This is a genomic window from Lysobacter sp. ESA13C (assembly GCF_019970005.1).
Classification (GTDB): Bacteria; Pseudomonadota; Gammaproteobacteria; order Xanthomonadales; family Xanthomonadaceae; genus Lysobacter; species Lysobacter antibioticus_B.
In genome coordinates this window covers 470,448-491,339 of the sequence record NZ_JAHXYK010000001.1, presented here as the reverse complement: position 1 = coordinate 491,339, position 20,892 = coordinate 470,448, and the positions used below count along the sequence as shown (strand labels likewise).

Annotated in this window: 18 protein-coding genes; 5 read left to right on the top strand and 13 right to left on the bottom strand. The window is 66.4% G+C overall.

The genetic code is table 11. From position 1 onward, the window contains the following. The first annotated feature begins 470 nt into the window (after positions 1 to 470). Positions 471 to 2,351, top strand: a complete 1,881-nt coding sequence (locus LC490_RS02260) for a M4 family metallopeptidase (RefSeq protein WP_223619152.1) — start codon at positions 471 to 473, stop codon at positions 2,349 to 2,351. A gap of 130 nt (positions 2,352 to 2,481) precedes the next feature. Here LC490_RS02260 and LC490_RS02255 read toward each other — a convergent pair whose 3' ends face one another. Next, entirely contained in the window at positions 2,482 to 3,189 is a 708-nt protein-coding gene (locus LC490_RS02255; protein ID WP_223619151.1) for a lysozyme inhibitor LprI family protein, read from the bottom strand. Positions 3,190 to 3,375: 186 nt separating this feature from the next. Beyond that, positions 3,376 to 4,278 carry a LysR family transcriptional regulator gene (locus LC490_RS02250; protein WP_223619150.1) on the bottom strand — a complete coding sequence of 301 codons (903 nt, stop codon included), beginning with the start codon at positions 4,276 to 4,278 and terminating at the stop codon, positions 3,376 to 3,378. 119 nt (positions 4,279 to 4,397) lie between these two features. On the opposite strand from LC490_RS02250, the gene LC490_RS02245 reads away from it, so the two are divergent. After that, positions 4,398 to 5,984 carry an MFS transporter gene (locus LC490_RS02245; RefSeq protein WP_223619149.1) on the top strand — a complete coding sequence of 529 codons (1,587 nt, stop codon included), beginning with the start codon at positions 4,398 to 4,400 and terminating at the stop codon, positions 5,982 to 5,984. A 37-nt stretch (positions 5,985 to 6,021) separates the two neighbouring features. Here the strand turns inward: LC490_RS02245 and LC490_RS02240 are convergent, their stop codons facing one another. Together LC490_RS02240 and LC490_RS02235 are read right to left on the bottom strand one after the other, a co-directional pair. Continuing rightward, positions 6,022 to 7,125: a PA0069 family radical SAM protein gene (locus tag LC490_RS02240; protein ID WP_051885465.1), complete on the bottom strand. Its 1,104-nt coding sequence runs from the start codon at positions 7,123 to 7,125 to the stop codon at positions 6,022 to 6,024. Positions 7,126 to 7,288: 163 nt separating this feature from the next. Further along, positions 7,289 to 8,032, bottom strand: coding sequence for an SIMPL domain-containing protein (locus LC490_RS02235; protein ID WP_223619148.1), 744 nt, complete (start codon positions 8,030 to 8,032; stop codon positions 7,289 to 7,291). Positions 8,033 to 8,257: 225 nt separating this feature from the next. Between LC490_RS02235 and cls the strand changes: the two genes are divergently transcribed. The 3 genes from cls to LC490_RS02220 all read left to right on the top strand — a co-directional run bounded on the left by cls (position 8,258) and on the right by LC490_RS02220 (position 10,977). Further along, a complete protein-coding gene (gene cls / locus LC490_RS02230; RefSeq protein ID WP_223619294.1) occupies positions 8,258 to 9,661 on the top strand; it encodes a cardiolipin synthase in 1,404 nt (467 codons plus the stop codon). A gap of 182 nt (positions 9,662 to 9,843) precedes the next feature. Continuing rightward, on the top strand, positions 9,844 to 10,107 hold the full coding sequence (locus LC490_RS02225) for a hypothetical protein (protein WP_031374311.1): 264 nt from the start codon (positions 9,844 to 9,846) through the stop codon (positions 10,105 to 10,107). A gap of 114 nt (positions 10,108 to 10,221) precedes the next feature. Next, complete coding sequence (locus tag LC490_RS02220) at positions 10,222 to 10,977, top strand: pyridoxine 5'-phosphate synthase (RefSeq protein ID WP_031374312.1); 756 nt, start codon at positions 10,222 to 10,224, stop codon at positions 10,975 to 10,977. A gap of 1,023 nt (positions 10,978 to 12,000) precedes the next feature. On the opposite strand, the gene LC490_RS02215 is transcribed toward LC490_RS02220, so the two are convergent. The 9 genes from LC490_RS02215 to gyrB form a co-directional block, all read right to left on the bottom strand. Then, positions 12,001 to 12,405 carry a biopolymer transporter ExbD gene (locus LC490_RS02215; protein ID WP_036149768.1) on the bottom strand — a complete coding sequence of 135 codons (405 nt, stop codon included), beginning with the start codon at positions 12,403 to 12,405 and terminating at the stop codon, positions 12,001 to 12,003. Positions 12,406 to 12,547: 142 nt separating this feature from the next. Continuing rightward, complete coding sequence (locus LC490_RS02210; RefSeq protein ID WP_031374033.1) at positions 12,548 to 12,961, bottom strand: biopolymer transporter ExbD; 414 nt, start codon at positions 12,959 to 12,961, stop codon at positions 12,548 to 12,550. Positions 12,962 to 12,976: 15 nt separating this feature from the next. Next, positions 12,977 to 13,390, bottom strand: coding sequence for a biopolymer transporter ExbD (locus LC490_RS02205; RefSeq protein ID WP_031374034.1), 414 nt, complete (start codon positions 13,388 to 13,390; stop codon positions 12,977 to 12,979). 42 nt (positions 13,391 to 13,432) lie between these two features. Further along, on the bottom strand, positions 13,433 to 14,182 hold the full coding sequence (locus tag LC490_RS02200) for a MotA/TolQ/ExbB proton channel family protein (protein ID WP_031374035.1): 750 nt from the start codon (positions 14,180 to 14,182) through the stop codon (positions 13,433 to 13,435). Between the two features lie 90 nt (positions 14,183 to 14,272). Further along, a complete protein-coding gene (locus LC490_RS02195) occupies positions 14,273 to 14,953 on the bottom strand; it encodes an energy transducer TonB (protein WP_036149770.1) in 681 nt (226 codons plus the stop codon). 146 nt (positions 14,954 to 15,099) lie between these two features. After that, positions 15,100 to 16,317 (bottom strand): tetratricopeptide repeat protein, encoded by a 1,218-nt coding sequence (locus tag LC490_RS02190; protein ID WP_223619147.1) that lies wholly within the window; start codon positions 16,315 to 16,317, stop codon positions 15,100 to 15,102. A gap of 136 nt (positions 16,318 to 16,453) precedes the next feature. Beyond that, a complete protein-coding gene (locus tag LC490_RS02185) occupies positions 16,454 to 17,257 on the bottom strand; it encodes a M48 family metallopeptidase (RefSeq protein WP_223619146.1) in 804 nt (267 codons plus the stop codon). 67 nt (positions 17,258 to 17,324) lie between these two features. Beyond that, on the bottom strand, positions 17,325 to 18,014 hold the full coding sequence (locus LC490_RS02180; protein WP_255610582.1) for a CPBP family intramembrane glutamic endopeptidase: 690 nt from the start codon (positions 18,012 to 18,014) through the stop codon (positions 17,325 to 17,327). A gap of 106 nt (positions 18,015 to 18,120) precedes the next feature. After that, positions 18,121 to 20,589, bottom strand: a complete 2,469-nt coding sequence (gyrB, locus tag LC490_RS02175; RefSeq protein ID WP_223619145.1) for a DNA topoisomerase (ATP-hydrolyzing) subunit B — start codon at positions 20,587 to 20,589, stop codon at positions 18,121 to 18,123. Between the last annotated feature and the right edge of the window lie 303 nt (positions 20,590 to 20,892).

Below are 20,892 nucleotides of genomic sequence, written 5' to 3'. Positions count from 1 at the left end.
CAGCAGATCGACTCGGAGTTTCGAAGCCTCCTGTAGGAGCTGCGCAAGCTGCGACCGCGAACCCGACGCCACGACGAAGATACGGGTCGAATCCCCCATCTGCCGCATGCGATTCGTTACCCGCCTGCACTGCCGTCTCGTCATCGAAGGCATCGCGCACGCGCACGAACACGCGCGCACCCACACACACACGCCACGCGCACCGCACGCGACACGCCACACACTCTGACGCGCATCTCAATTCGCATACGCGATACGCGTCGCCGCTGCTGCGCAGGTAGGGGGTCGTTACCCGAGCGCGTTCCCATCTATGGGGAGGGGCCGAAGAAGACGAGCCGCCGCCTGCGACGAATCGTCTTCGGGGCATGCACGACCTCTGCCGCAATGCACGACACCGCTTCGCGACTGCGTTCGCGCGGCGGCTCTTGGCTGGTCTTTTCTTATTTCGATCTACGACTCGGAGAAACCGCATGTCCATGAAACAACGTGTCCTGACCGCTTCGATCCTGCTGGCGGTGACCGGCACCACCGCGACCGCGCTGGTCACCGCGCAGCACTACCGCGATGCCGGCAAGGCATCGGCGCAGGCCGGCGGCAACGCCGCGAACGCATCGGCGACGGCATCGGCCAAGGCGGCCGCTGCCGCGCGCACGCCGGGCTTCGCACTGGCGCCGACCGTCTCCGGCGCCACGTCCGGCGCACAACTCGCCCAGCATCCGGCGGTGACGCGCGCACGCGAACAGCTGCTCGCGCAGAAGCTGCGCGGCGCCGCGGCGCAGGCCGACCGCGAGGCGATCGACGCCGAGCAATACCTGCCGCGCGACGTCATCGTCGAAGCCGACGGTAGCGAGCACGTGCGTTTCAATCGCGATTACCAGGGCCTGCCGGTGATCGGCGGCGATCTGGTCACGCACATGAAAGACGGCCTGTTGACCTCGGTCAGCAAGACCCTGGACCTCAAGCTCGGCCAGGGCGGCGCCAAGGCGCCGAAACTGTCGGTGGCGCAGGCGGTGACCGACGCCGGCGTGCATTTCGCCGGCCGTTTCATGGATAAGCCGACCTCGCGCGTGGTGTATTTCGCCAAGGACAACCAGCCGAAACTCGCGTATGAAGTGACCTTCCGCGGCCTCAACAAGGCCGATCGCCCGGTCCACGACATGATCTATGTCGATGCCGACAACGGCGCTTTGCTCGGCCGCGACAGCAAGATCTATAGCGCCGAAGCGGCGCAGGGCGAAGGCTTCACCATCACCCGCGGCAAGGTCGCGATCTCGACCAGCAAGGTCGGCGCCGAGGAAAGCGACGGCCGCGGCGCGGGCTATCTGCTGCGCGACGACAAGCGCGGCGGCGGCACCTTGCACAACACCGGCGGCACGGTGGTCGATCTGTATTTCGGCGGCGGCGATTTCACCGCACCGCCGATGTTCGACAAGGACAACGTCTGGGGCAACGAGCAGATGTCCAACATCGAGCGCACCGGCGTGGAAGCCCACTACGGCGTGTCCAAGACGTGGGACTACTACAAGAAGCTGTACGACCGCGTCGGCATCTTCGGCGACAGCAAGGGCGTGGAAAGCTTCGTCAACGTGACCTTCTCGATCTTCTACTTCATCGACGCCGGCGGCACCAACGCGTTCTGGGACGGCGAAGCCAAGCGCATGGTCTACGGCAACGGCGACTACGGCATTTCCAATCCGGTGGTCGCGCTCGACGTCGCCGGCCACGAGATGTCGCACGGCGTGACCCAGGCGACCTCGAACCTGGCCTATGCCGGCGACGCCGGCGGCCTCAACGAAGCCACCTCCGACATCCACGGCACCCTGGTCGAGTTCTTCGACAACAGCCCGAAGGATCCGCCGGATTACCTGATCGGCGAGAACGTCATGCTCGACGGCACGCCGCTGCGCTACATGTTCAAGCCCAGCCTCGACGTCGCCGAAGACGGCAGCGGTTCCTTCGATTGCTACCCGGCCGGCGGCTTCACCGACGAAGACCCGCACTACACCTCCGGCGTCGGCAACCACTTCTTCTATCTGCTTGCCGAAGGGCAGAAGGTGCCGAAGTCGCATCGCAAGACCCTGCTGCCGGCCGACCTGGTCTGCAACGGCGCGACCGGGCTCAAGGGCATCACCCCGAACACCGCCGGCCAGATCTGGTACCGCGCCAACACCTTGTACCTGACCTCGCAGTCGTCCTACCCGCAGGCGCGCGAAGCCACCCAGACCGCGGCCCAGGACCTGGTCGACAAGGGCCTGCTGAAGGCCAGCGTGGTGAAGTCGGTGGCTTGCGCCTGGGAAGCGGTCAACGTCTCGCTGCCGGAAGGCTCGAGCGGTCTGCGCTGCAAGGGCTGATCCGCGCCGCTTCGGTTGAGTAGTCCAGCTTCGTAGTGGTTACGGCCTCCGTCGCGCGAAAGCGCGGCGGGGGCCGTTTTAGTTCGACCTTGCCGAGTCGCGAGACGAACCGATCAGGCGATGCGGCCGCTCACTCCGCGCTCGGCGGCACCGCGAAGTACACGCCTTCGAGACTGCCGTTGTGACCGCAGTAGTCGGGACCGAGCAACGCTTTGCCGCCCGCATCCAGCGCCTGCACGCGCAAGGCCGCGCCTTCGCGGGTCAGCTTCAGGGAACTGCGCTCGCCGCCCTCGACCTGCACGGTCAATGCCGCGCCGACGCTGCGCCCGCTGCCGCTGGCATCGCAGAGCCAGCGTCCATCGAGCGGATGCGCGGCATTCGCCTCGACTTTCAAACGGCCGGCACCGTCGTCGACCACGTCGATGCCGCCGGCGAGGTTACGCCAGCTGCCGACCAGTCCGACCGGCGGCTGCGCACGTATCTGCGACAACGTGCGCGCGCGGTCATCGAGCAAAGCCTTGAGCGACTGCGTCCGGTTCGCCGCGCTGGCGTTGTCGTAGGCCGCGTCGCGCACGCCGATGAACCAGCGTTGGTCCTCGCGCAGTCCGCTCGCGGCTTTGGAATCGAGCGATTTGCGCAAGCGCTCGTAAGCGCGCCCGACCGCGGCGTCGGCACCGGCCAGGCCGTCGTTTCTGCAGATCGCTTTCTCGACCGCGCTGGCGGCCTTGGCGCAATCGAAAGAGGGTTGCGCCGAAGCGGGTGGGGCAGCGAACGCCGATGCCGAAGCCATGAGCGTTACGGCGAGCACTGCGGAAGAGACGAGGGCGGGTGACGTCACGGCGATGGGGTCCTGGGTTGCACTGGGGTGGGATATTGGGGAATCGACGACGGCATCGACACGGGCGTCGCGCAAGCCATCGGCCTTTGCGGACACAGCTTGCTCGCGAATGCCGTCGTTCTCCAGCGGCTGCATTGGATTCGCGCTGTGCGATGACCTCAACGACGGCGTGCCGTCGGTTCGCGGTCATACGATCGGCTGGTGCACGAACAGATGTTCGTCGATGAAGTCCAGGAACACCCGCAGCTTCGGCGAGATATGCCGGTGCGCCGGCCACAGCGCCCAGAACTGCCCGCGCTGGGTCTCGAAGCCGGGCAGCACGCGCCGCAACTGTCCACAGGCGAGCCGGTCGCGGACCAGGAAATCCACGGTGTAGACGATGCCCAGCCCGTGCACCGCGGCCAGCACCGCCGCTTCGCTGTTGTTGCAGATCAACGCCGGCGGCAGGTGCGGCGGCGCTTCGCCGGGTTCGAGCCGCAGCGACCATTCCTGCACCTTGCCGCTGTTGGCGAAGCGGAAGTGGATGCAGTCGTGCGCTTCCAGGTCGGCCGGCAGGCGCGGTTCGCCGCGCCGCGCGAGGTAGTCGGGCGAGGCGCACAACATGAAGCAGAACGGGCCGAGCCGGCGCGCGCGCAGCCGCGAGTCGGGCATGTCGCCGCTGCGGATCACCACGTCGAAACCGCCGTCGATCACGTCGACCAGTTGGTCGTCGAAATCCAGCTCCAGCTCGACCTCGGGATAACGCGCGCGGAATTCGCCCAGCACCGGCACCAGGAAGCGATAGCCCGCGGTCGGCAGGCCCACCCGCAAGCGTCCGCGCGGCGCCTGCATCGCATGGGTCAACATCGCTTCGGCTTCGTCGAGTTCGTCGAGCAAGGGGCGGCAGCGCTCGTAGAACATGCGGCCCTCTTCGGTCAGGCGCACGTTACGGGTGTTGCGCTGGAGCAGGCGCACGCCGAGTTGCTGTTCGAGCTTGGCCACGCTCTTGCCGACCGCCGAGGCGGACACGCCGATCTGGCGCCCGGCGGCGACGAAGCTGCGGGTCTCGGCGGTGCGGACGAAGGCGAGCAAGCTGCCGAGCTTGTCCATGGGGCGGTCCGGTGGCGGCAATTGCGGACAATTGTTCCATAAAGCACGGATCGGGCCGATGTTTTTCCACGATTGCGGCGCTTCTACCCTGGCGGCCTGCCCCCTCGCGCGACTCACCCATGCCTCCTTCCGACCCCGCGGCCGACGCCTCCGGCCGCCTCGACCGTTTCCTGATCCTCGGCGCCGTGTGCCTGGCCGGGCTGGTGTTGCCGCTGAGCTTCACCGGCCCGCCGGTGGCGATTCCGGCCATCGCCGCCGAACTCGGCGGCAGCCCGGTCGCGCTGAACTGGATGACCAACGCCTTCATGCTGGCCTTCGGCAGTTGCCTGATGGCGGCCGGCACGCTCGCCGACACCTATGGCCGCAAGCGCATCTTCGCCATCGGCATCGTGTCCTATGCGGTGGTGTCGCTGCTGTTGGCGCTGGCGCCGAACCTGGCGACGCTCAATGCCCTGCGCATCGTCCAGGGCATCGCCGCCGCACTCGCCCTGGCCGGCGGCAACGCCGCGCTGTCGCAGGAGTTCCACGGCCCCGGACGCATCCGCGCCTTCAGTCTGCTGGGGACGAGTTTCGGCCTCGGCCTGGCGTTCGGACCCAGCCTTGCCGGCTGGCTGGTGCAGGCGCAGGGCTGGCGCGCGGTGTTCCTGTCGAGCCTGGTGATCGCCGCGCTGGCCACCGTGTTCGGCCTGCCGCGCATGCGCGAGTCGCGCGATCCCGCCGCGACCGGCCTGGACTGGCGCGGCAGCCTCAGTTCGACGGCGATGCTCGCGCTGTTGACGGTCGGCGTACTGGAAGCGCCCGAGCGCGGCTGGAGCGATCCCTGGGTGCTCGCCGCCCTGGCCGGCGCGGCCTTGTTGCTGGCGCTGTTCGTGCGCGTGGAGACGCGGGCGGCGCGGCCGATGCTCGACCTCAGCCTGTTCCGCCTGCCGCGTTTCGTCGGCGCGCAGTTGCTGCCGATCGGCACCGGCCTGTGCTACCTGGTGTTGATCATCGTGCTGCCGGTGCGTTTGATCGGCATCCACGGCCACAGTGCGCTCGACGCCGGCCTGTTGATGATCGCCTTGTCGGCGCCGATGCTGGTGGTGCCGATCCTGGCCGCGGTGCTGAGCCATCGCATCGCCGCCGGCGCCTTATGCGGCGCCGGCCTGTCGCTCGCCGCCGTCGGCCTGGTCTGGCTCGGTGCGATCGCCGGCGACGCCTCGCCGGCGCAGTTGATCGCGCCGATGCTGTTGATCGGCACCGGTTCGGCCGTGCCCTGGGGCCTGATGGACGGGCTGGCGATCAGCGTGGTGCCGAAGGAACGCGCCGGCATGGCCGCCGGCGTGTTCGGCGCCAGCCGCGTGTCCGGCGAAGGCCTCGCCATCGCGGTCGCCGCCGCGGCCCTGGCCAGCCTGCTCAAGCTGCGTCTGCACAGCCTGGGCGCGGTCGACGGCCACGCCCTCGTCCAGGCGGCGCAACGCCTGGCCACCGGCGACGCCGCGCGCGCGCAGGCGCTGTTGCCCGCGCTCGACCCCGCCTTGCTGCTGCGCAGTTACGACGAGGCTTTCGCCTGGCTGATGTACGGCCTGGCCGGCGTCACCGCGGCGATCGCCTGGCTCGCCTATGTCTTGCTCGGCAACGCCTCGGCGCACGAGCCGGCGGCTGTGCCGGATGCGGCCGGCGAGGACATCGGTGCAGCGGCACCGGCGCGCGAAGCCGCGTGCTGAGTACGGCCGTGCCGCAGTATTCGCCGCCGATGCCGGCTCAGAACAATTCCAACTGCGGGGTCGGCTTGCGCGGGGCGACGAACTGGCTCGTGTCCAGGGCCGGCAGCCGCCCATAGCCGTGCTTGCGCCAGGCCTTGTGGAAACGCTGTCCGATCAGCTGCGCGAACGGGCCTTCGCCGCGCATGCGCTTGCCGAACGCGCTGTCGTAATCCTTGCCGCCGCGCATCTGCTGGATCAGGCTCATCACGTGCGCGGCGCGGTCGGGGTAGTGCAGTTGCAGCCAATCGCGCCAGACCTGCTTGAGTTCGTGCGGCAGGCGCAGCAGCACATAGCCGGCCGCGCGCGCGCCGGCCTCGTGCGCGGCGGCGAGGATCTGCTCGAGCTCGCCGTCGTTGATCATCGGGATGGTCGGCGCGACCAGCACGCCGACCGGCACGCCGGCTTCGGCGAGGGTGCGCATGGCCTTGAGCCGCGAATGCGGCGCCGAGGCTCTCGGCTCCATCTTCGCCGAGAGCTGGTTGTCCAAGGTGGTGACCGAGAAATACACCGACACCAGGCGGCGCCGCGCCATCGAGGCCAGCACTTCGACGTCGCGCACGATCGAGGCGTTCTTGGTGATCATGCTGAAGGGATGCGAGCAGGCGTCCAGCACGTCCATGACGCCGCGGGTGATGCGGTAACGGCGCTCGATCGGCTGGTAGGCATCGGTGTTGATGCCGAGCGCGATCGGCGCGCACTGGTAGCCGGGGCGGGCGAGTTCGTTCTGCAGGCGTTCGGCGGCATTGACCTTGGCGAACAGCCGGGTCTCGAAGTCCAGGCCCGGCGACAGTTCCAGGTAGGCATGCGAGGGTCGCGCGAAGCAGTACACGCAACCGTGTTCGCAGCCGCGATAAGGATTGACCGACTGGCTGAAGCCGATGTCGGGCGAATCGTTGCGGGTGATGATGCTGCGCGCGGTTTCCTCGCGCACCTGGGTGTCCGGGCGCGAGTTCGCATCGGCGTCTTCGTAGACCGAGCCCCAGCCGTCGTCCTCGCCCTGGACGGTGGTGACGGCGTAGCGCCCGGCCACGTACGACGCCGCACCGCGGCCCTTGAAGGCAGTCGGCTGGATCGAGAGTCGGGCTTTGCGCGCAGCGTCCATCCGCGCAGCCTACGCCGGCGCCGTCGCAGGTTTCGCGACGCCGCCGGATCGCTCGGTTCCGCTGCTGCGTCGCCTGCCGGCTGAATGCGCCAGGGAGCAGCCCGAGCGCCGCATTCCGTGCCGCGTGGTGCCCGCTGAGCGGCGCACCACGTTCGATGCCGGACTATTCGATCGCGAAGCTGGTGCTGACCGAGGCGCTGACGCTGATCTGGCCGACCGACAAAGTCTCGCCGTCGCCCGATTCGCCGCCGCCGCCACTGTTCTGCATGACGTTCTGCACCATCTGGCCGCCGCTCATGCCATTGCCCCAACGGCTGCCGCTGCGCCACCAGCCGCCGGAGTACGACTCCGACACGTTCAGCGCCGGCCCGCGCCGCACACCGAGCTCGGCCGCCAGCGCATCGGCTTTTTCCTTCGCCGCCTGCACCGCCAGAGCGCGCGCGGCATCGCGGTGCTTGCGCAGCTGCGAGGTGCGGAATTCGATGCCGTGGATGTACTGCACGCCGCTCGACAGCAGCCCGGTCAGCACGTTCTCCAGGTCGCCGATGCGGCTCAGCTTGATGCCGATGCTTTTGCGCACGATGTAGATCTGCGGCTTGGTGAACGAATAGTCGGAGTGGTAGGTCGGCTCGATGCTGATGAAATCGGTCTGCACGTCCTTGTCGGGCACGCCGCTGCGCTTGAGAAACGCCAGCGCCTTGGCGACGTTCTCGTCGTTGCTGCGCTTGGCCTGGTCGAGCTGGGCATGCCGCGATTCGACGCCGACATCGAGCAGGATCAGGTCCGGCACGACCTTGACCTCGGCCGAACCCGATACGTTGATGCTGCGTTGTTCGGCCTCGGCGGCGAAGGCCGGCGACAAGGGCAGGGCGAGTAAAGCGGCGGCGATGAGGAACCGGTGAATCATGGGAATCCTTCCTGTGGTTCGGGCGGGCGATGCCGCATCCTACGTCGCCGGGTCGCGGCCGGTCTTTGCCGGCGTCGGCAGTCGCCGCCGCGATGCGGGCGGCGCCCGGGCTATGCCGGCCCCGGCCGGCGGGCTAGCCTAGGCCCGCGCGGCCGTGCCGGCGGCGCCGCTGCATCGATGGAGTTCCGACACGTGCTGGATCTGTTGCCCGACCTTTGGCGAGACCTGCTCGCCATTCCCCATCTCGGCCTGTATCTGACGATCGGCTGGGCGGTGTACTTGCTCGGGCTGAGCTTCTGGATCGTGCTGCAGAAGCGCGAGCCGGTGGCGACGATCAGCTGGCTGATCAGCCTGGCCGCGCTGCCCTACATCGGCTTCCTGATCTATTACTTCTTCGGCCCGTTGCGCATCCACCGCCAGCGCCTGCGCCGGGTGCGCGCCCGCGCCTCGCTGCCGGCGCCGCCGGCGGGCCTGACCCCGTCGCCGGAAGCGATCGAACTGGCCAAGCTCGGCCAGGCCACCACCGGCCTGCCGCCGACCACCGCGACCGACGTGCGCCTGCTGATCGACGGCGGCGCCAAGTACGCCGCGTTGCTGGCCGACATCGCCCAGGCGCGCGAGCACATCCACCTGGAGTACTACATCTATCTGCCCGATCGCACCGGCACCGCGCTGCGCGATGCCTTGATCGAGCGCGCCCGCGCCGGGGTCAAGGTGCGGCTGCTGATGGACGCGGTCGGCTCCGGCCAGACCTCGCGGCGCTTCCTCAAGCCCTTGCTCGAGGCCGGCGCCGAAGTGGCCTGGTTCCACCCGATGAAGCTGCGCTGGTTCTGGCGCCGGCCGTGGCTGAACCTGCGTACCCACCGCAAGATCGTCGTCATCGACGGCCGGGTGGGCTACACCGGCGGCATCAACATCACCGACGAAGAAGACGAGCGCCTACGCGAGGACGCCTACCGGGATCTGCATCTGCGCCTGGAAGGCGACGTGGTGCGCGAGCTCGAACTGGTCTTCACCGAGGACTGGTGCTACGCCACCGGCCAGCCGCCACTGAAGATGCAACACCCGCCGCCGCAACCCGGGCGCGTGGCCTCGCAGGTCGTCAGTTCCGGGCCGGATTCGCCCTGGGAAGCCATCCACCGCGTCCACGTCGGCGCGATCCACGCCGCGCAGCGCAGGGTCTGGCTGGTCACGCCGTATTTCGTGCCGAGCGAGGCCGCACGCATGGCCCTGACCTCGGCCGCGCTCGGCGGGCTCGACGTGCGCCTGCTGGTGCCCAAGCTCAGCGACAGCCGCCTGGTGACGTATGCGGCGCGCTCCTACTTCGACGAATTGCTCGACGCCGGGGTGAAGATCCACGAGTACGGCCCGCGCATGCTGCACAGCAAGGCCCTGCTGTGCGACGACAAGATGGCGATCATCGGCAGCGCCAATTTCGATCACCGCAGCTTCCGCCTCAACTTCGAGATCTCGGTGATGTTCTACAACGAGCAGCTCGCCGGCGAGTTGGCGACCCTGATTCAGGAAGAGTGCTCGCGGGCCCCGCGGGTGCGCCCGGACCGTGAACGTTCGCTGTGGCGCGCGCGCCTCCCCGAGGCCCTGGCCCGGCTGGTTTCGCCGCTGCTCTAGCCGTTTGTGCCGCCGGTCGCATCCGCCGGCGCCCCCAGCTGCCGCCGCCGCGGGTGCGCGCTACACTCGGCCTGGACCCGGCCGGAACCCTCCGTACCGGCCCTCCAACGCCGATCCAGGCCGGCAGTTCCGTCTGGGGACCCGCCTGTCCGGATCGGGATTTTTTCAGGGAGCACGCCGCAATGCCTTGGGTTTACCTGCTGCTGGCCGCCGCCGCCTTCGTGCTGGCGTTGAAAACCACCTCGCCGGGGATCCTGGCCGTCAGCCTGTTGGCCGCACTCGGCCTGATGATCGCCGGCGTGATGAGTCTGCTCGCACGGCGCCTGGACAACACCAGCCGCGACGTGTCCTCGATCGTCGACCCGATGGAACTGCGTCGCCTGCGCGAGCAGGCCGAGGCGCGCAAGCTCGCCGCTTCGTCGCAGTCGGAATCCTCGCCGAACTGAAGCCGCGCGACGCCGCCAGTCCGGCCGCGCCGGACCGCACGCAATCCGGCGGCATCGCCTAGCCGAATGCCCGACCACTCGCCGTGCCTGACGCGGCGCGCTACGCTTCGCGTCATGACCGCCCTCAGTGTCAACGTCAACAAGATCGCCGTGCTGCGCAATTCGCGCGGCGGCGGCGAGCCCGATGTGCGCCGCGCCGCGCAAGCCTGCCTCGATGCCGGCGCCCACGGCATCACCGTGCACCCGCGTCCCGACGCCCGCCATATCCGCGCCGACGATGTCTACGCACTCGCCGAACTGACCCGCAGCCGCGGCGTCGAATTCAACATCGAAGGCAATCCGTTCGCACCGCCGCGCGCGGGCTACCCCGGCCTGCAGGCCCTGTGCCGCGCGACGCTTCCGGCCCAGGTCACCCTGGTGCCCGACGGCGACGACCAGCTCACTTCCGACCACGGCTTCGATTTCGAACGCGACGGCGAGCGGCTGCGCCCCTTGATAGCCGAACTCGCCGAGCTCGGCTGCCGCGTCAGCCTGTTCGCCGACGCCGACCGCGACGGCATCGAGCGCGCCGCCGAACTCGGTGCCGCGCGGGTCGAGCTCTACACGGGTCCTTATGCCGAAGCCTTCGACGGCGGCGACCTCGACACCGCGTTGCTGACCTTCGCCGCCGCCGCCCGCCGCGCGCAAGCCGCCGGCCTCGGCGTCAATGCCGGCCACGACCTCAGCCAGGCCAACCTCGGCGCCTTCCTGCGAGGGGTCCCGAATGTCCTGGAAGTGTCGATCGGCCATGCCCTGATCGGCGAGGCCTTGTATCAAGGTTTGGATGCGACGGTGCGCGGGTATCTGGATGTGATCGCGAAGACGCGTTGAGCGGTTCGTAGTCTCGTAGCGGCGCGTGGGGAAGGCGCGGGGTGAGCCGCGACCGCGCTGCGAGGGTTCGCGGCGCCTCGCTAAAGCAAGATCAAGATCAAACGCCAAGAGCTTCCGCCACTAAAGCGGCGGGTTACTTTCTTTTGTCATAAGCAACAAAAGAAAGGTAACCAAAGAAAAATGCTTTTCTTTGAATCACAGGCCCGCACGATCGGTGCATACGCAGGGATTTTTCATACGGGACATCCCTGTCCCGATGAAAAACGGCCCGCATCCATGCGGGCCGCCTTCCGGGTCTTCGATTGCCTTCGCTAGTGCGCGGCGCCGCACAGCAACGACACAGCAACGACACAGCAAAACCTTTAAGGCAACGGTAACTTCTGCTTAGCCGTTGCCGTTGCCGTTGCCGTTGCCGTTGCCGTTGCCGTTGCCGTTGCCGTTGCCGTTGCCGTTGCCGTTGCCGTTGCCGTTGCCGATATTTTGATCTGCTTTGCCGCTTTACCGGTCAAGTGGAGACCCGGAGGGCGGCGCACAGGACGTGCGCCGTTTTTCGATAAGACAGGGACGTCTTATCGAAAAATCCCGGCGCTAGCAGCGAGCTCGTGGTCTGTGCCCTTGCAAGGAGAGCCCTTTTCTTTGGTTACCTTTGACCGAAGGGAATCCAGACGGACTTTTGGGCTTAGCAAAAGAAAGTAACCCGGCCGCGTCAGCGGACGGAAGCTTTGCTTTTGATAGACGCGCCACAAGACCATCACATCGCGGTCGCGGCTTGTGACCGAAGGAAATCCAGTAGGACGCCGCTCCTACCCTGCGAAAGTAAACCGTTTCGACGAGCGACAACGGCGTTGTCACCTTTGCGAATCCCTTGGTCGCGGCTCACGCCGCTCCTACAGAAGGTTAGCGCCGTTGCAGGCGCAGGACTGAAATAACGCAGTCGCCACGCGAAGCCATGAAAAACGGCCGCCCTCGCAGGCGGCCGTCCCATCGTGGTCGATACGAACGCTCAACGCAGGCGGACCTTCCTCAACGCGTCGAGATATTGCTCAAACCGCTGTCGCGCGCGGCCGAAATCGCGTGGGTGAATCCCTGGTAATCGGCATCGGCGTTCGCACCAACCTCGAGCACGGTGTCGGGCGAGGCCACCGCCAGCGCCTTCAATGCGGCCGGCAACTCGGTTGCGGACAGACTGCGGCCGTCGAGCTCGAAGCTTCCGTCCTGCTCGACGATCAGCATCGCCTTGGGCGCCACCGGCACCGGCTTGTCGCGGGAAACGGGCAGGCTCAGGTTCAATTGCCCGGTCAGGACCGGCGCGGTGACCATGAAGATGATCAACAACACCAACAGCACATCGACCAGGGGCGTGACGTTGATTTCAGCGACGACCTCGTCGTTGCGGTACGCGGAAACGGAGTAAGCGGAGCCGGCCATAAGCACCTCCATCCTGGGGCGGGACGCCCGGCTTCACGTTAAGCCCGTCACAGTTCGTCGCGCAAGAGGCGGCGATCGCGCATAAAAAAACGCCGCCCGGTGGGCGGCGTTCTCACGACGGTAAGCGTCGGTTTCGCAAGAATTACTTCTGGACGAAACCGATCTTTTTCATGTCTGCGTTTTTGGCGTAAGCCAGCACCTTGGCGAGGATGCCGTATTCGGCGTCTTCGTTGGTGTCGATTTCTAGCAGAGGTTGATTGGTGGGATCGCGTTGAACCGTTTCCTTCATCATCCCCGGGATCGCCTGCAGCGGCGTCGGGTTGTCGTTCCAGAACACCTGGCCAGTCGAATCGATCCGCAGCGCGATCGGCGGCGGCGGCTCCTGCGTCTGGGGCGGCGGGTTCAACGTCGGTTGCGGCAGGTTGACGTCGATCGGGTAAGACACCGTGGGCGCCGTGACCATGAAGATGATCAGCAGCACCAACAGCACGTCGACCAGCGGGGTCACGTTGATGTCGGAGATCGCGCCGCTATCGGAGTTGTTGCTGAAAGCCATGTGCTCGGTCTCCGATTAACGTTCTTTGATCGCGATGAAGCCGACCTTGCGCATGCCCTGCCTCTGCGCAATGGTCACCACTTCATTGACCACGCGGTACTTCGTGGTGCGGTCGCCGCGGACGTTGATCTGCGGCTGCGGGGTCTTCTGCGCTTCAACCGAAAGACGGCTCTCCAGCTGGTCGCGGGTGATCGGCTCGTCGTTCCAATACAGCGAGCCGCTCTCCTGGATCGCCAAGGTGATCGGCGGAGTCTTGGGCGGCTCCTCCGTCTTGGTGAGAGTGGCTTCGGGCAGCTTGATTTCGACCTTATGGGTCATCAGCGGCGCGGTGATCATGAAGATGATCAGCAGCACCAGCATCACGTCCACGAGGGGCGTGACGTTGATGGTGGCCATCGGGCCGTTGTCGTTGCCTGTACTGAAGGCCATGTCCGAACTCCAACTACGCTAAATGAGAGGCGTCAGTGTTGATTAGCGCTTGTTCGACAGTTCGCCGACGCGCGAGCCGGTGGCGAAGAAGTCGTGCAGGTCGTGGGCGAAGGTGTCGAACTTGTTGTTCGTGACACGGTTCAGACGCACGAAGAAGTTGTAGGCGAGCACGGCCGGGATCGCGACGAACAGACCGATCGCGGTCATGATCAGCGCTTCGCCCACCGGGCCGGCAACGGCCTGGATCGAGGACTCGCCGCTGGCGCCGAGGCGGAGCAGGGCGTGGTAGATGCCCCAGACCGTACCGAGCAGACCGACGAACGGAGCGGTCGAGCCGACGGTGGCGAGCACGGTCAGACCGGCTTCCAGACGCGAGCTCTCGCGGGTCACGGCCTGACGCAGGGCGCGATCGACGAACTCCGAGCGGTTCAGCGACTCGACCAGACGCGAACCTTCGTGGCGCTGGTGGTGAGCGGCGGCCTGGGCGGCGTCGAGGGCGATCTTGGAGAACGGTTCGCTGCGCGACTGTTCTTCCATGTAGCGGATCGCGTCCTGGGCGTTCGGGGTTTCCCAGAACGTGCTGACGACGCGGTCGGAAGAGCCGCGCAGGCGCAGATTCTTAACGAAATTGATGACGATCCAGTAGACCGACAGAACCGACATCAGCGTGAGCGTGATGAACACGATCCAGCCGACGAGGTCGAAGTTCTGCAACAGATGCGAAAAGCTCATCTGCTGAAGCGCTTCAGCGTTGGAGCCTCCGGCGGCGGCGGTGGTGGTTTGCTGCAGCATGACGCTTACCTTTGAATGTCGTGGAAAGGAAAGAAGGTATTACGAAGTAGCGGTGTTCATCAGGCGGGACAACAGTCGCGCCGACCCCGATCAGGTCGGCGGGACGAAATCGACGGGAACGCGGACGCGGCTGGCGACCGGTTGACCGTTGCGCACTTCAGGGTTGAAGCGCCACTTGCGGGCAGCGTCCATGGCCGCGCGATCCAGATTGCGGTTACGGCTGGATTTTTCGACCTGCACGTCCATGACGTTGCCCTGGGCGTCGATGCTGATGACCAGGACTACGGTACCGCCTACGCCCTGACGGGCTTCGGTCGGCGGGTACTTCGGCGGATTCAGGCGACGCGAGGACGGATCGACGCTGGAGCCGATGTCGCTGGCGGCCGTCGGCGGCGCAGGCGGAGCCGGCGGCGGCGCAGGCGGGTCGATCGGACTCGGGTCCAGATTCTCGACCGGCGGCTGGTCCGGCGGCGGGGGAGTCGGGGTCGGTCGCGGCGGGGACAGTTCCTTCGGAGGCTGCTTGAGCTCCTTGGGCGGTTCCGGCGGCGGCGGCGGCGGCGGCGGGGGCGGCGGCGGAGGCTTGATGATGTTGACCATCGTCACCTGCTCTTCGTCCTGCTGCTGGGCAGGTGGCGTCATTGGGGCCAGCAACAACAGGAGCGCCGCGGCATGCACAGCGATCGCGCAGGTGATACCGGCAATACGTGCCCAGTTCAACCCTTCGCGGTCGTTGTCATCTTTCCTAACTTGGAGTTCGAGGTCTTGCGTCATGCCGTCAGCTCGGGAGGTGTTTCCGGACGCCAGGGCGCCTCGGGCCATCGTTCGGTTCCTGCAACCGTTTCCAGTCGCGGGAACCTCCTAGCATATACCAAACCGCGTCACAGGTTCCAAGCGCGGTTGGGCATCTCTTTGCTGAATTACTTGCCTTTCAGCGCGAGAATCTTGTTGGCGTCGTCGGGCTTTTTAACGCCCTTCGCTATCGCCTGCTTGGCGGCTTCCTTTGCCTCGGGAATGCGATCCTCTTGCCACAGAACACGGGCGAGATTCAGGTACGTCTCACCATCCGGTGCGAGAGGAGCCGCTTTCTTGTACGCGTCGATCGACTTCGCGGTCTGATCGGAGAAGTAATAGGACTGGGCCAGCGCCACGTAGGCCTGGTAGTCCGGCTTGAGGACGCCCTTCTCGAGGCCCTCGGTGATCACGCCGGCCGCTTCCTTCTCCTTGCCATCCAGATTCAGATAGGTGGCGTAGAGCTGGCGGTAGTCCTTGTCTTCGGTGAACTGACCGGCGGCGCGGACCTTTTCCAGCACGACGGCGGCCTTGTCGAGCATGTCGGCCTGCGAGTACACCGCGGCGACATTCATCTGGGCGCGCTTGTCGTTCGGGGTCTTGGCGGCGATCGCCTCGGCGATCTTGGCCGCGTCGGCACCCTGATTGTTCTCAATGTAGCTGGCCATCAGCAATTGCTGCCATTCGACCTTCGGCTCGGGCGAGGCGTCGATGGCTTGCTTGATCGCCTTGGCCGCTTCCGGATAACGCTCCAGACGGTACAAGGCGTTGCCGCGCACGATCAGGTGCTCGGGCTTGGTGCTCTTGGTTTCCGCCAGGAAGCGATCGGCCGTCGCCAGCGAATCGGCGTACTGGTCTTCCTGCAGCTGCAGCTGGGCCATCATGAACATCGCGCCGAAATGGCCGTTGTTGTCGAGGCCGTTGAATTCCAGCGCTTGCTTGAGATAGGCGATCGCGGCCTTGCTGTCGTCGCCGTCGTAGGCGAGCTGGGCGCCGATCTGCGCGGCGAACGAACGCTCGTAAGCGTTGAAGGCGGTGTTGGCGATGATTTCGTCGGCGACGGCGCGGGCTTCGGCAGCCTTTTCCTTGTCGTAGAACTCCATCATCTTCTGCAGCTTGGCGCCGCCCTTCGACGAAGCCTTCGCGTCGGGCGCGGTGCGCGTCGCGTTCGGGAACTGGTTCTCGGCCTTGGTGGTGCTGCCCTTGCTGCTTTCCTTGTTGGCGCGGCGCTGCGCATTGCGCTCGGCCATGCTCTGCGCGTTGACCTGGGAGACTGCGCCGAAGACCAGCGTCACGCCCATCGCGGCGGCCAGCAGGGTGCTACGGCGGGTGGGTTGCTTGTTCATGTACTCACCTCAGAGAGACTCAGCGGCCGCAGGCGGGTGGCCTTGTGGCGGAACGGCGCATGGCCAAGGGGCCGTCACGCTAACAGAAACTTGGGGCCGCGCGATACGGGTTAACACAGCCATTTTCACCTGGATTTCATCCACACTTCGGCGTACGGCCGGAGGCGCGGGCCTGCTCGAAGGTGGGAATCAAGGCCCCGGCGCGAGCGTTCAGCTCCTGGATGCGCGATTGCGGGTCGGGGTGGGTAGAGAGCCATTGCGGTGGCCGCGAAGCGCTCGCGGCGATCATGTTCTGCCACAGGTTCACGGCCTGGCGCGGGTCGTAGCCGGCCTGCGCCATCAGCCGTTGGCCGACCACGTCGGCCTCGCTTTCCTGGGTGCGCGAGCCCGGCAGCAAGAACGCCGTCTGCAGGGCCGCGCCGCCGAGCTGGTTGGTGGCGTTGACCGCCCCCTCGCCGTAGCGCGAGCCGACCAGGCTGCCGAGGATGCCCAGGCCGACCTGGGCGCTCATTTGCCGGGTGATGCGTTCGTCGTGATGGCGCGAGACCACGTGGCCGATCTCGTGGGCGATCACCGCCGCGAGCTGGTCCTGGTTCTTGGCGACCGTGAAAATGCCGGTGTTGACGCCGACCTTGCCGCCCGGAAGGGCGAAGGCATTCGGCGAATTGTCGGCGAACAGGGCCACATCCCAGTTCGCCTGCCAGCCTTGCGGCAGTTGCCGGGTAATCGAGTTGACCACGCAGCGCACGTAGGCATTCTGGCGCGGGTCGGTGCTCAGGCGCTGCTTGCTCTTGGCCTCTTCGAAGGCCTTGGCGCCCATCAGGTTGAGCTGCTCCTGCGACACCGCACCGATGTGCTGGGTACGCCCGGTCGGCGAAGTCGTGGTGGCGCAGGCGGTCACCACGGCGGCGACCGAAAGCGCAAACAGGATGCGTTTCATGACGATTCCCCAGAACGAACTAACTTTGTAGCGCCGCCTGGATTAATACTTCGTCAACGAGGGTGCCTCAAAGGCTTGCAAAAAGCGCCGTACCTGCCACCAGGTTGTTGAGCGCATGCACCGCAAAGGCCGCCCACAGGGTACCGGTGCGCCGGTAGGTGGCGGCGAAGACCGCGCCCATGAAGGCGTACACCGCCCACAGCATCAGCATGTTCCAGCCCTGGCTGGCGCCGAGCCCGGGCGGCTCATGGACCAGTGCGAAGGCGATCGAGCTCAGCGTCAGGCCCAGCCCGGGCCGCCCCGCGGCCCACAGTCGGCCGAACAGCACCCGCCGGAACAGCAATTCTTCGTAGGCCGGCGCGATCAGCACGGCGAAGATCAGCAACAGAAACGGATGTTTGGCGACCGCTTCGCTGAGCACCAGGTTGCTGGGCGTCATCTCGACCTGCAGCTGCTGCGCGAGCAGGCCGACCAGCATGCTGAAACCGGTGGTCGCGAGCAGGGCCACCAGGATCGCGAGCCAGGTCGATTTTCGCCACAGGGCGCGCCACGAGGCGGCGCATTCCTCGCGCGTCGCCCGGCGACGCAAAAGATAAACCGTCAATGCGCCCAGGCCGGTGCCGACCAGGGTGATCGCGATCATCGCATCGGAGCCGGCGTCCATTTCGACCGGGACGCCGCGCAAGCCTTGCAACAGTCCCCACAGCACACCGCCGATCATGACGAACGCGGCGAGCAACATCACCGACAGCAGCAAGTCGATCGCGAATCCGGCGACGCTGCCCAACCATCCGCGGCGCGTCGTCGCCGGCGAGGGCGACGACGCGGGGATCGGATCCGCAACCGGATCAGACGCCGCCGGATCAGACGTCGAGATTGGCCACCTTCAGCGCGTTGTCTTCGATGAACTCGCGGCGCGGTTCGACCACATCGCCCATCAGGGTGCTGAAGATCTGATCGGCGGCGACGGCGTCTTCGATGCGCACCTGCAGCAGGCGACGCGTTTCCGGATTGACCGTGGTGTCCCACAGCTGCTCGGGGTTCATTTCGCCCAGACCCTTGAATCGCTGGATAGCGCGGCCTTTTTTGGCTTCTTCGAGCAACCAGGCCTGGGCCTGGGCGAAGCTGGTGACCGCCTGCGCGCGGTTGCCGCGCACGATCTGCGCGCCTTCGCGCACCAGGCCGTGCAGCATCGACGCCGCTTCGCGCAGCGAACGCAGCTCGCCGCCTTCGAACGCCGACAACGGCAACACCTGGATCAGCTGCTGGCCCATGTGATTGCGCGTGACCAGCAATGCGGCCTGGCGGGTTTCGTTGGCCGGATGCAGTTCCAGCGCGTAACGCGGCTTGCCCAGGCCGGTCTGGTTGAGACGCTTTTCGAGCAGGTCGAGTTCGTGGCGCTCGTCGACATTGGCCAGCAGATGCGCGGTGTCGAGCGGGGTGAAATCGATCAGCGCCTGCAGCACGTTCGGATCGTAGCGATGCGCGTTGCGGGCGATGGTTTCGCGCGCACTGGCGTAAGCCAGCAGCAACTTCTCCAGCGCCGCGCCTTCGATCGGCGGTTCGCCGGCGGCCGGAATCAGCCCGGCGCCTTCGACCGCGTTGCCGGCGAGGTAAGCGTCGAGCGCGGCATCGTCCTTGAGGTAGAGCTCGTTCTTGCCCTGCTTGATCTTGTACAGCGGCGGCAGGCCGATGTAGATGTGGCCGCGCTCGATCAGCTCGGGCATCTGCCGGTAGAAGAACGTCAGCAGCAAGGTGCGGATGTGCGAGCCGTCGACGTCGGCGTCGGTCATCAGGATGATGCGGTGATAGCGCAGCTTGTCCGGGTTGTACTCGTCCTTGCCGATGCCGGTGCCGAGCGCGGTGATCAGGGTGCCGACTTCGGCGCTGCCGAGCATGCGGTCGAAACGCGCGCGCTCGACGTTGAGGATCTTGCCCTTGAGCGGGAGGATCGCCTGGGTCTTGCGGTTGCGGCCCTGCTTGGCCGAGCCGCCTGCGGAGTCGCCCTCGACGATGAACAGTTCGCTGAGCGCCGGGTCCTTCTCCTGGCAGTCGGCGAGCTTGCCGGGCAGGCCGGCGATGTCGAGCGCGCCCTTGCGGCGGGTCAGGTCGCGCGCCTTGCGCGCGGCTTCGCGGGCGCGGGCGGCGTCGATGATCTTGCCGGTGATGGCACGGGCCTCGTTGGGGTGTTCCTGCAGGAACTCCTCCAAACGTGCACCGAACGTGCTCTCAACGACCGGGCGGACCTCGGAACTGACGAGTTTTTCCTTGGTCTGCGAGGAAAAGCTCGGGTCCGGCACCTTGACCGACAGCACCGCGATCATGCCTTCGCGCATGTCGTCGCCCGACAGGGCGATCTTGGCCTGCTTGGCCAGGCCGCTCTGTTCGATGTAGTTGGTCAGGGTGCGGGTAAGGGCGGCGCGGAACCCGATCAGGTGGGTGCCGCCGTCCTTCTGCGGAATATTGTTGGTGAAGCAGAACATCGTCTCCTGGTAGGAGTCGGTCCACTGCAGCGCCACCTCGACGGTGATGCCGTTCTGTTCGCCCGACACCGAGATCACGTTCGGGTGCAACGGCGTCTTGAGTTGGGCCAGATGCTCGACGAAGGAACGGATGCCGCCCTCGTACTGGAACAGGTCGCGGCGGCCTTCGCCGCGCTCGTCGACCAGGGTGATCTTGACCCCGGAATTCAGGAACGACAGCTCGCGCAGGCGCTTGGCCAGGATGTCGTAGTGGAATTCGACGTCGGTGAAGATCTCCACGGCCGGCTTGAAGCGCAGCAGGGTGCCGCGCTTGCTCGAGGCCTCGAGCTGCTTGAGCGGGTAGATCGGCTCGCCGAGGGCGTATTCCTGCTGGTACTGGTGACCGTCGCGCCAGATGTTCAGCCACAGGTGCTCGGACAGGGCGTTGACCACCGACACGCCGACGCCGTGCAGACCGCCGGACACCTTGTAGCTGTTGTCGTCGAACTTGCCGCCGGCATGCAGCACGGTGAGGATCACCTCGGCCGCGGACACGCCTTCTTCCTTGTGGATGTCGACCGGAATGCCGCGACCGTTGTCGTAGCAGGAAACCGAACCGTCTTCGTGCAAGGTGACGATCACATCGTCGGCATGACCCGCCAGCGCTTCGTCGATGGCGTTGTCGACAACCTCGAAGACCATGTGGTGCAGGCCGGTGCCGTCATGGACGTCGCCGATGTACATGCCCGGGCGCTTGCGCACGGCCTCGAGACCGCGCAAGACAGTGATCTTGCTGGAGTCGTAGGTCTGCGATTGCGGGGCCGGGGCGGAGGTCGGATCTTGCGAGGGGTCGTGCTCGGTGTTGGTCATTGCGTCAACAGGCTCCGACGACGCGCTGCCGGCGAGGGCGCCGGACGCGTCGAGACACAGTAAAGAAGTGATCGAAGTATAGCAGGCGGGGCGTACGGCCCCGCGCTACGACGGACGCGGCGCCGGAGCGCCGGGTGGGTGGCGCTCGTCCCTGGAACGGGCTCCGAGGCGCTTACAGCGCCGTCCAGGCCTCTGAGATGGTGGCGAAGCCGGGGTTTTTAAAGCCGGCGCGGGAGATGAGGCCCATGTTTCACGTGGAACATGGGTTGAAACGAAGGTTTTGGGTCCTGGACCGGCTTTGGC

Coding starts and splice junctions, on each gene's coding strand:
- LC490_RS02205 (WP_031374034.1), bottom strand. CDS start 13,390: ATGGCCTTCAGTACAGGCAACGACAACGGCCCGATGGCCACCATCAAC.
- LC490_RS02260 (WP_223619152.1), top strand. CDS start 471: ATGTCCATGAAACAACGTGTCCTGACCGCTTCGATCCTGCTGGCGGTG.
- LC490_RS02245 (WP_223619149.1), top strand. CDS start 4,398: ATGCCTCCTTCCGACCCCGCGGCCGACGCCTCCGGCCGCCTCGACCGT.
- LC490_RS02220 (WP_031374312.1), top strand. CDS start 10,222: ATGACCGCCCTCAGTGTCAACGTCAACAAGATCGCCGTGCTGCGCAAT.
- LC490_RS02225 (WP_031374311.1), top strand. CDS start 9,844: ATGCCTTGGGTTTACCTGCTGCTGGCCGCCGCCGCCTTCGTGCTGGCG.
- gyrB (WP_223619145.1), bottom strand. CDS start 20,589: ATGACCAACACCGAGCACGACCCCTCGCAAGATCCGACCTCCGCCCCG.
- LC490_RS02235 (WP_223619148.1), bottom strand. CDS start 8,032: ATGATTCACCGGTTCCTCATCGCCGCCGCTTTACTCGCCCTGCCCTTG.
- LC490_RS02190 (WP_223619147.1), bottom strand. CDS start 16,317: ATGAACAAGCAACCCACCCGCCGTAGCACCCTGCTGGCCGCCGCGATG.
- LC490_RS02215 (WP_036149768.1), bottom strand. CDS start 12,405: ATGGCCGGCTCCGCTTACTCCGTTTCCGCGTACCGCAACGACGAGGTC.
- LC490_RS02200 (WP_031374035.1), bottom strand. CDS start 14,182: ATGCTGCAGCAAACCACCACCGCCGCCGCCGGAGGCTCCAACGCTGAA.
- LC490_RS02240 (WP_051885465.1), bottom strand. CDS start 7,125: ATGGACGCTGCGCGCAAAGCCCGACTCTCGATCCAGCCGACTGCCTTC.
- LC490_RS02250 (WP_223619150.1), bottom strand. CDS start 4,278: ATGGACAAGCTCGGCAGCTTGCTCGCCTTCGTCCGCACCGCCGAGACC.
- LC490_RS02210 (WP_031374033.1), bottom strand. CDS start 12,961: ATGGCTTTCAGCAACAACTCCGATAGCGGCGCGATCTCCGACATCAAC.
- LC490_RS02185 (WP_223619146.1), bottom strand. CDS start 17,257: ATGAAACGCATCCTGTTTGCGCTTTCGGTCGCCGCCGTGGTGACCGCC.
- LC490_RS02195 (WP_036149770.1), bottom strand. CDS start 14,953: ATGACGCAAGACCTCGAACTCCAAGTTAGGAAAGATGACAACGACCGC.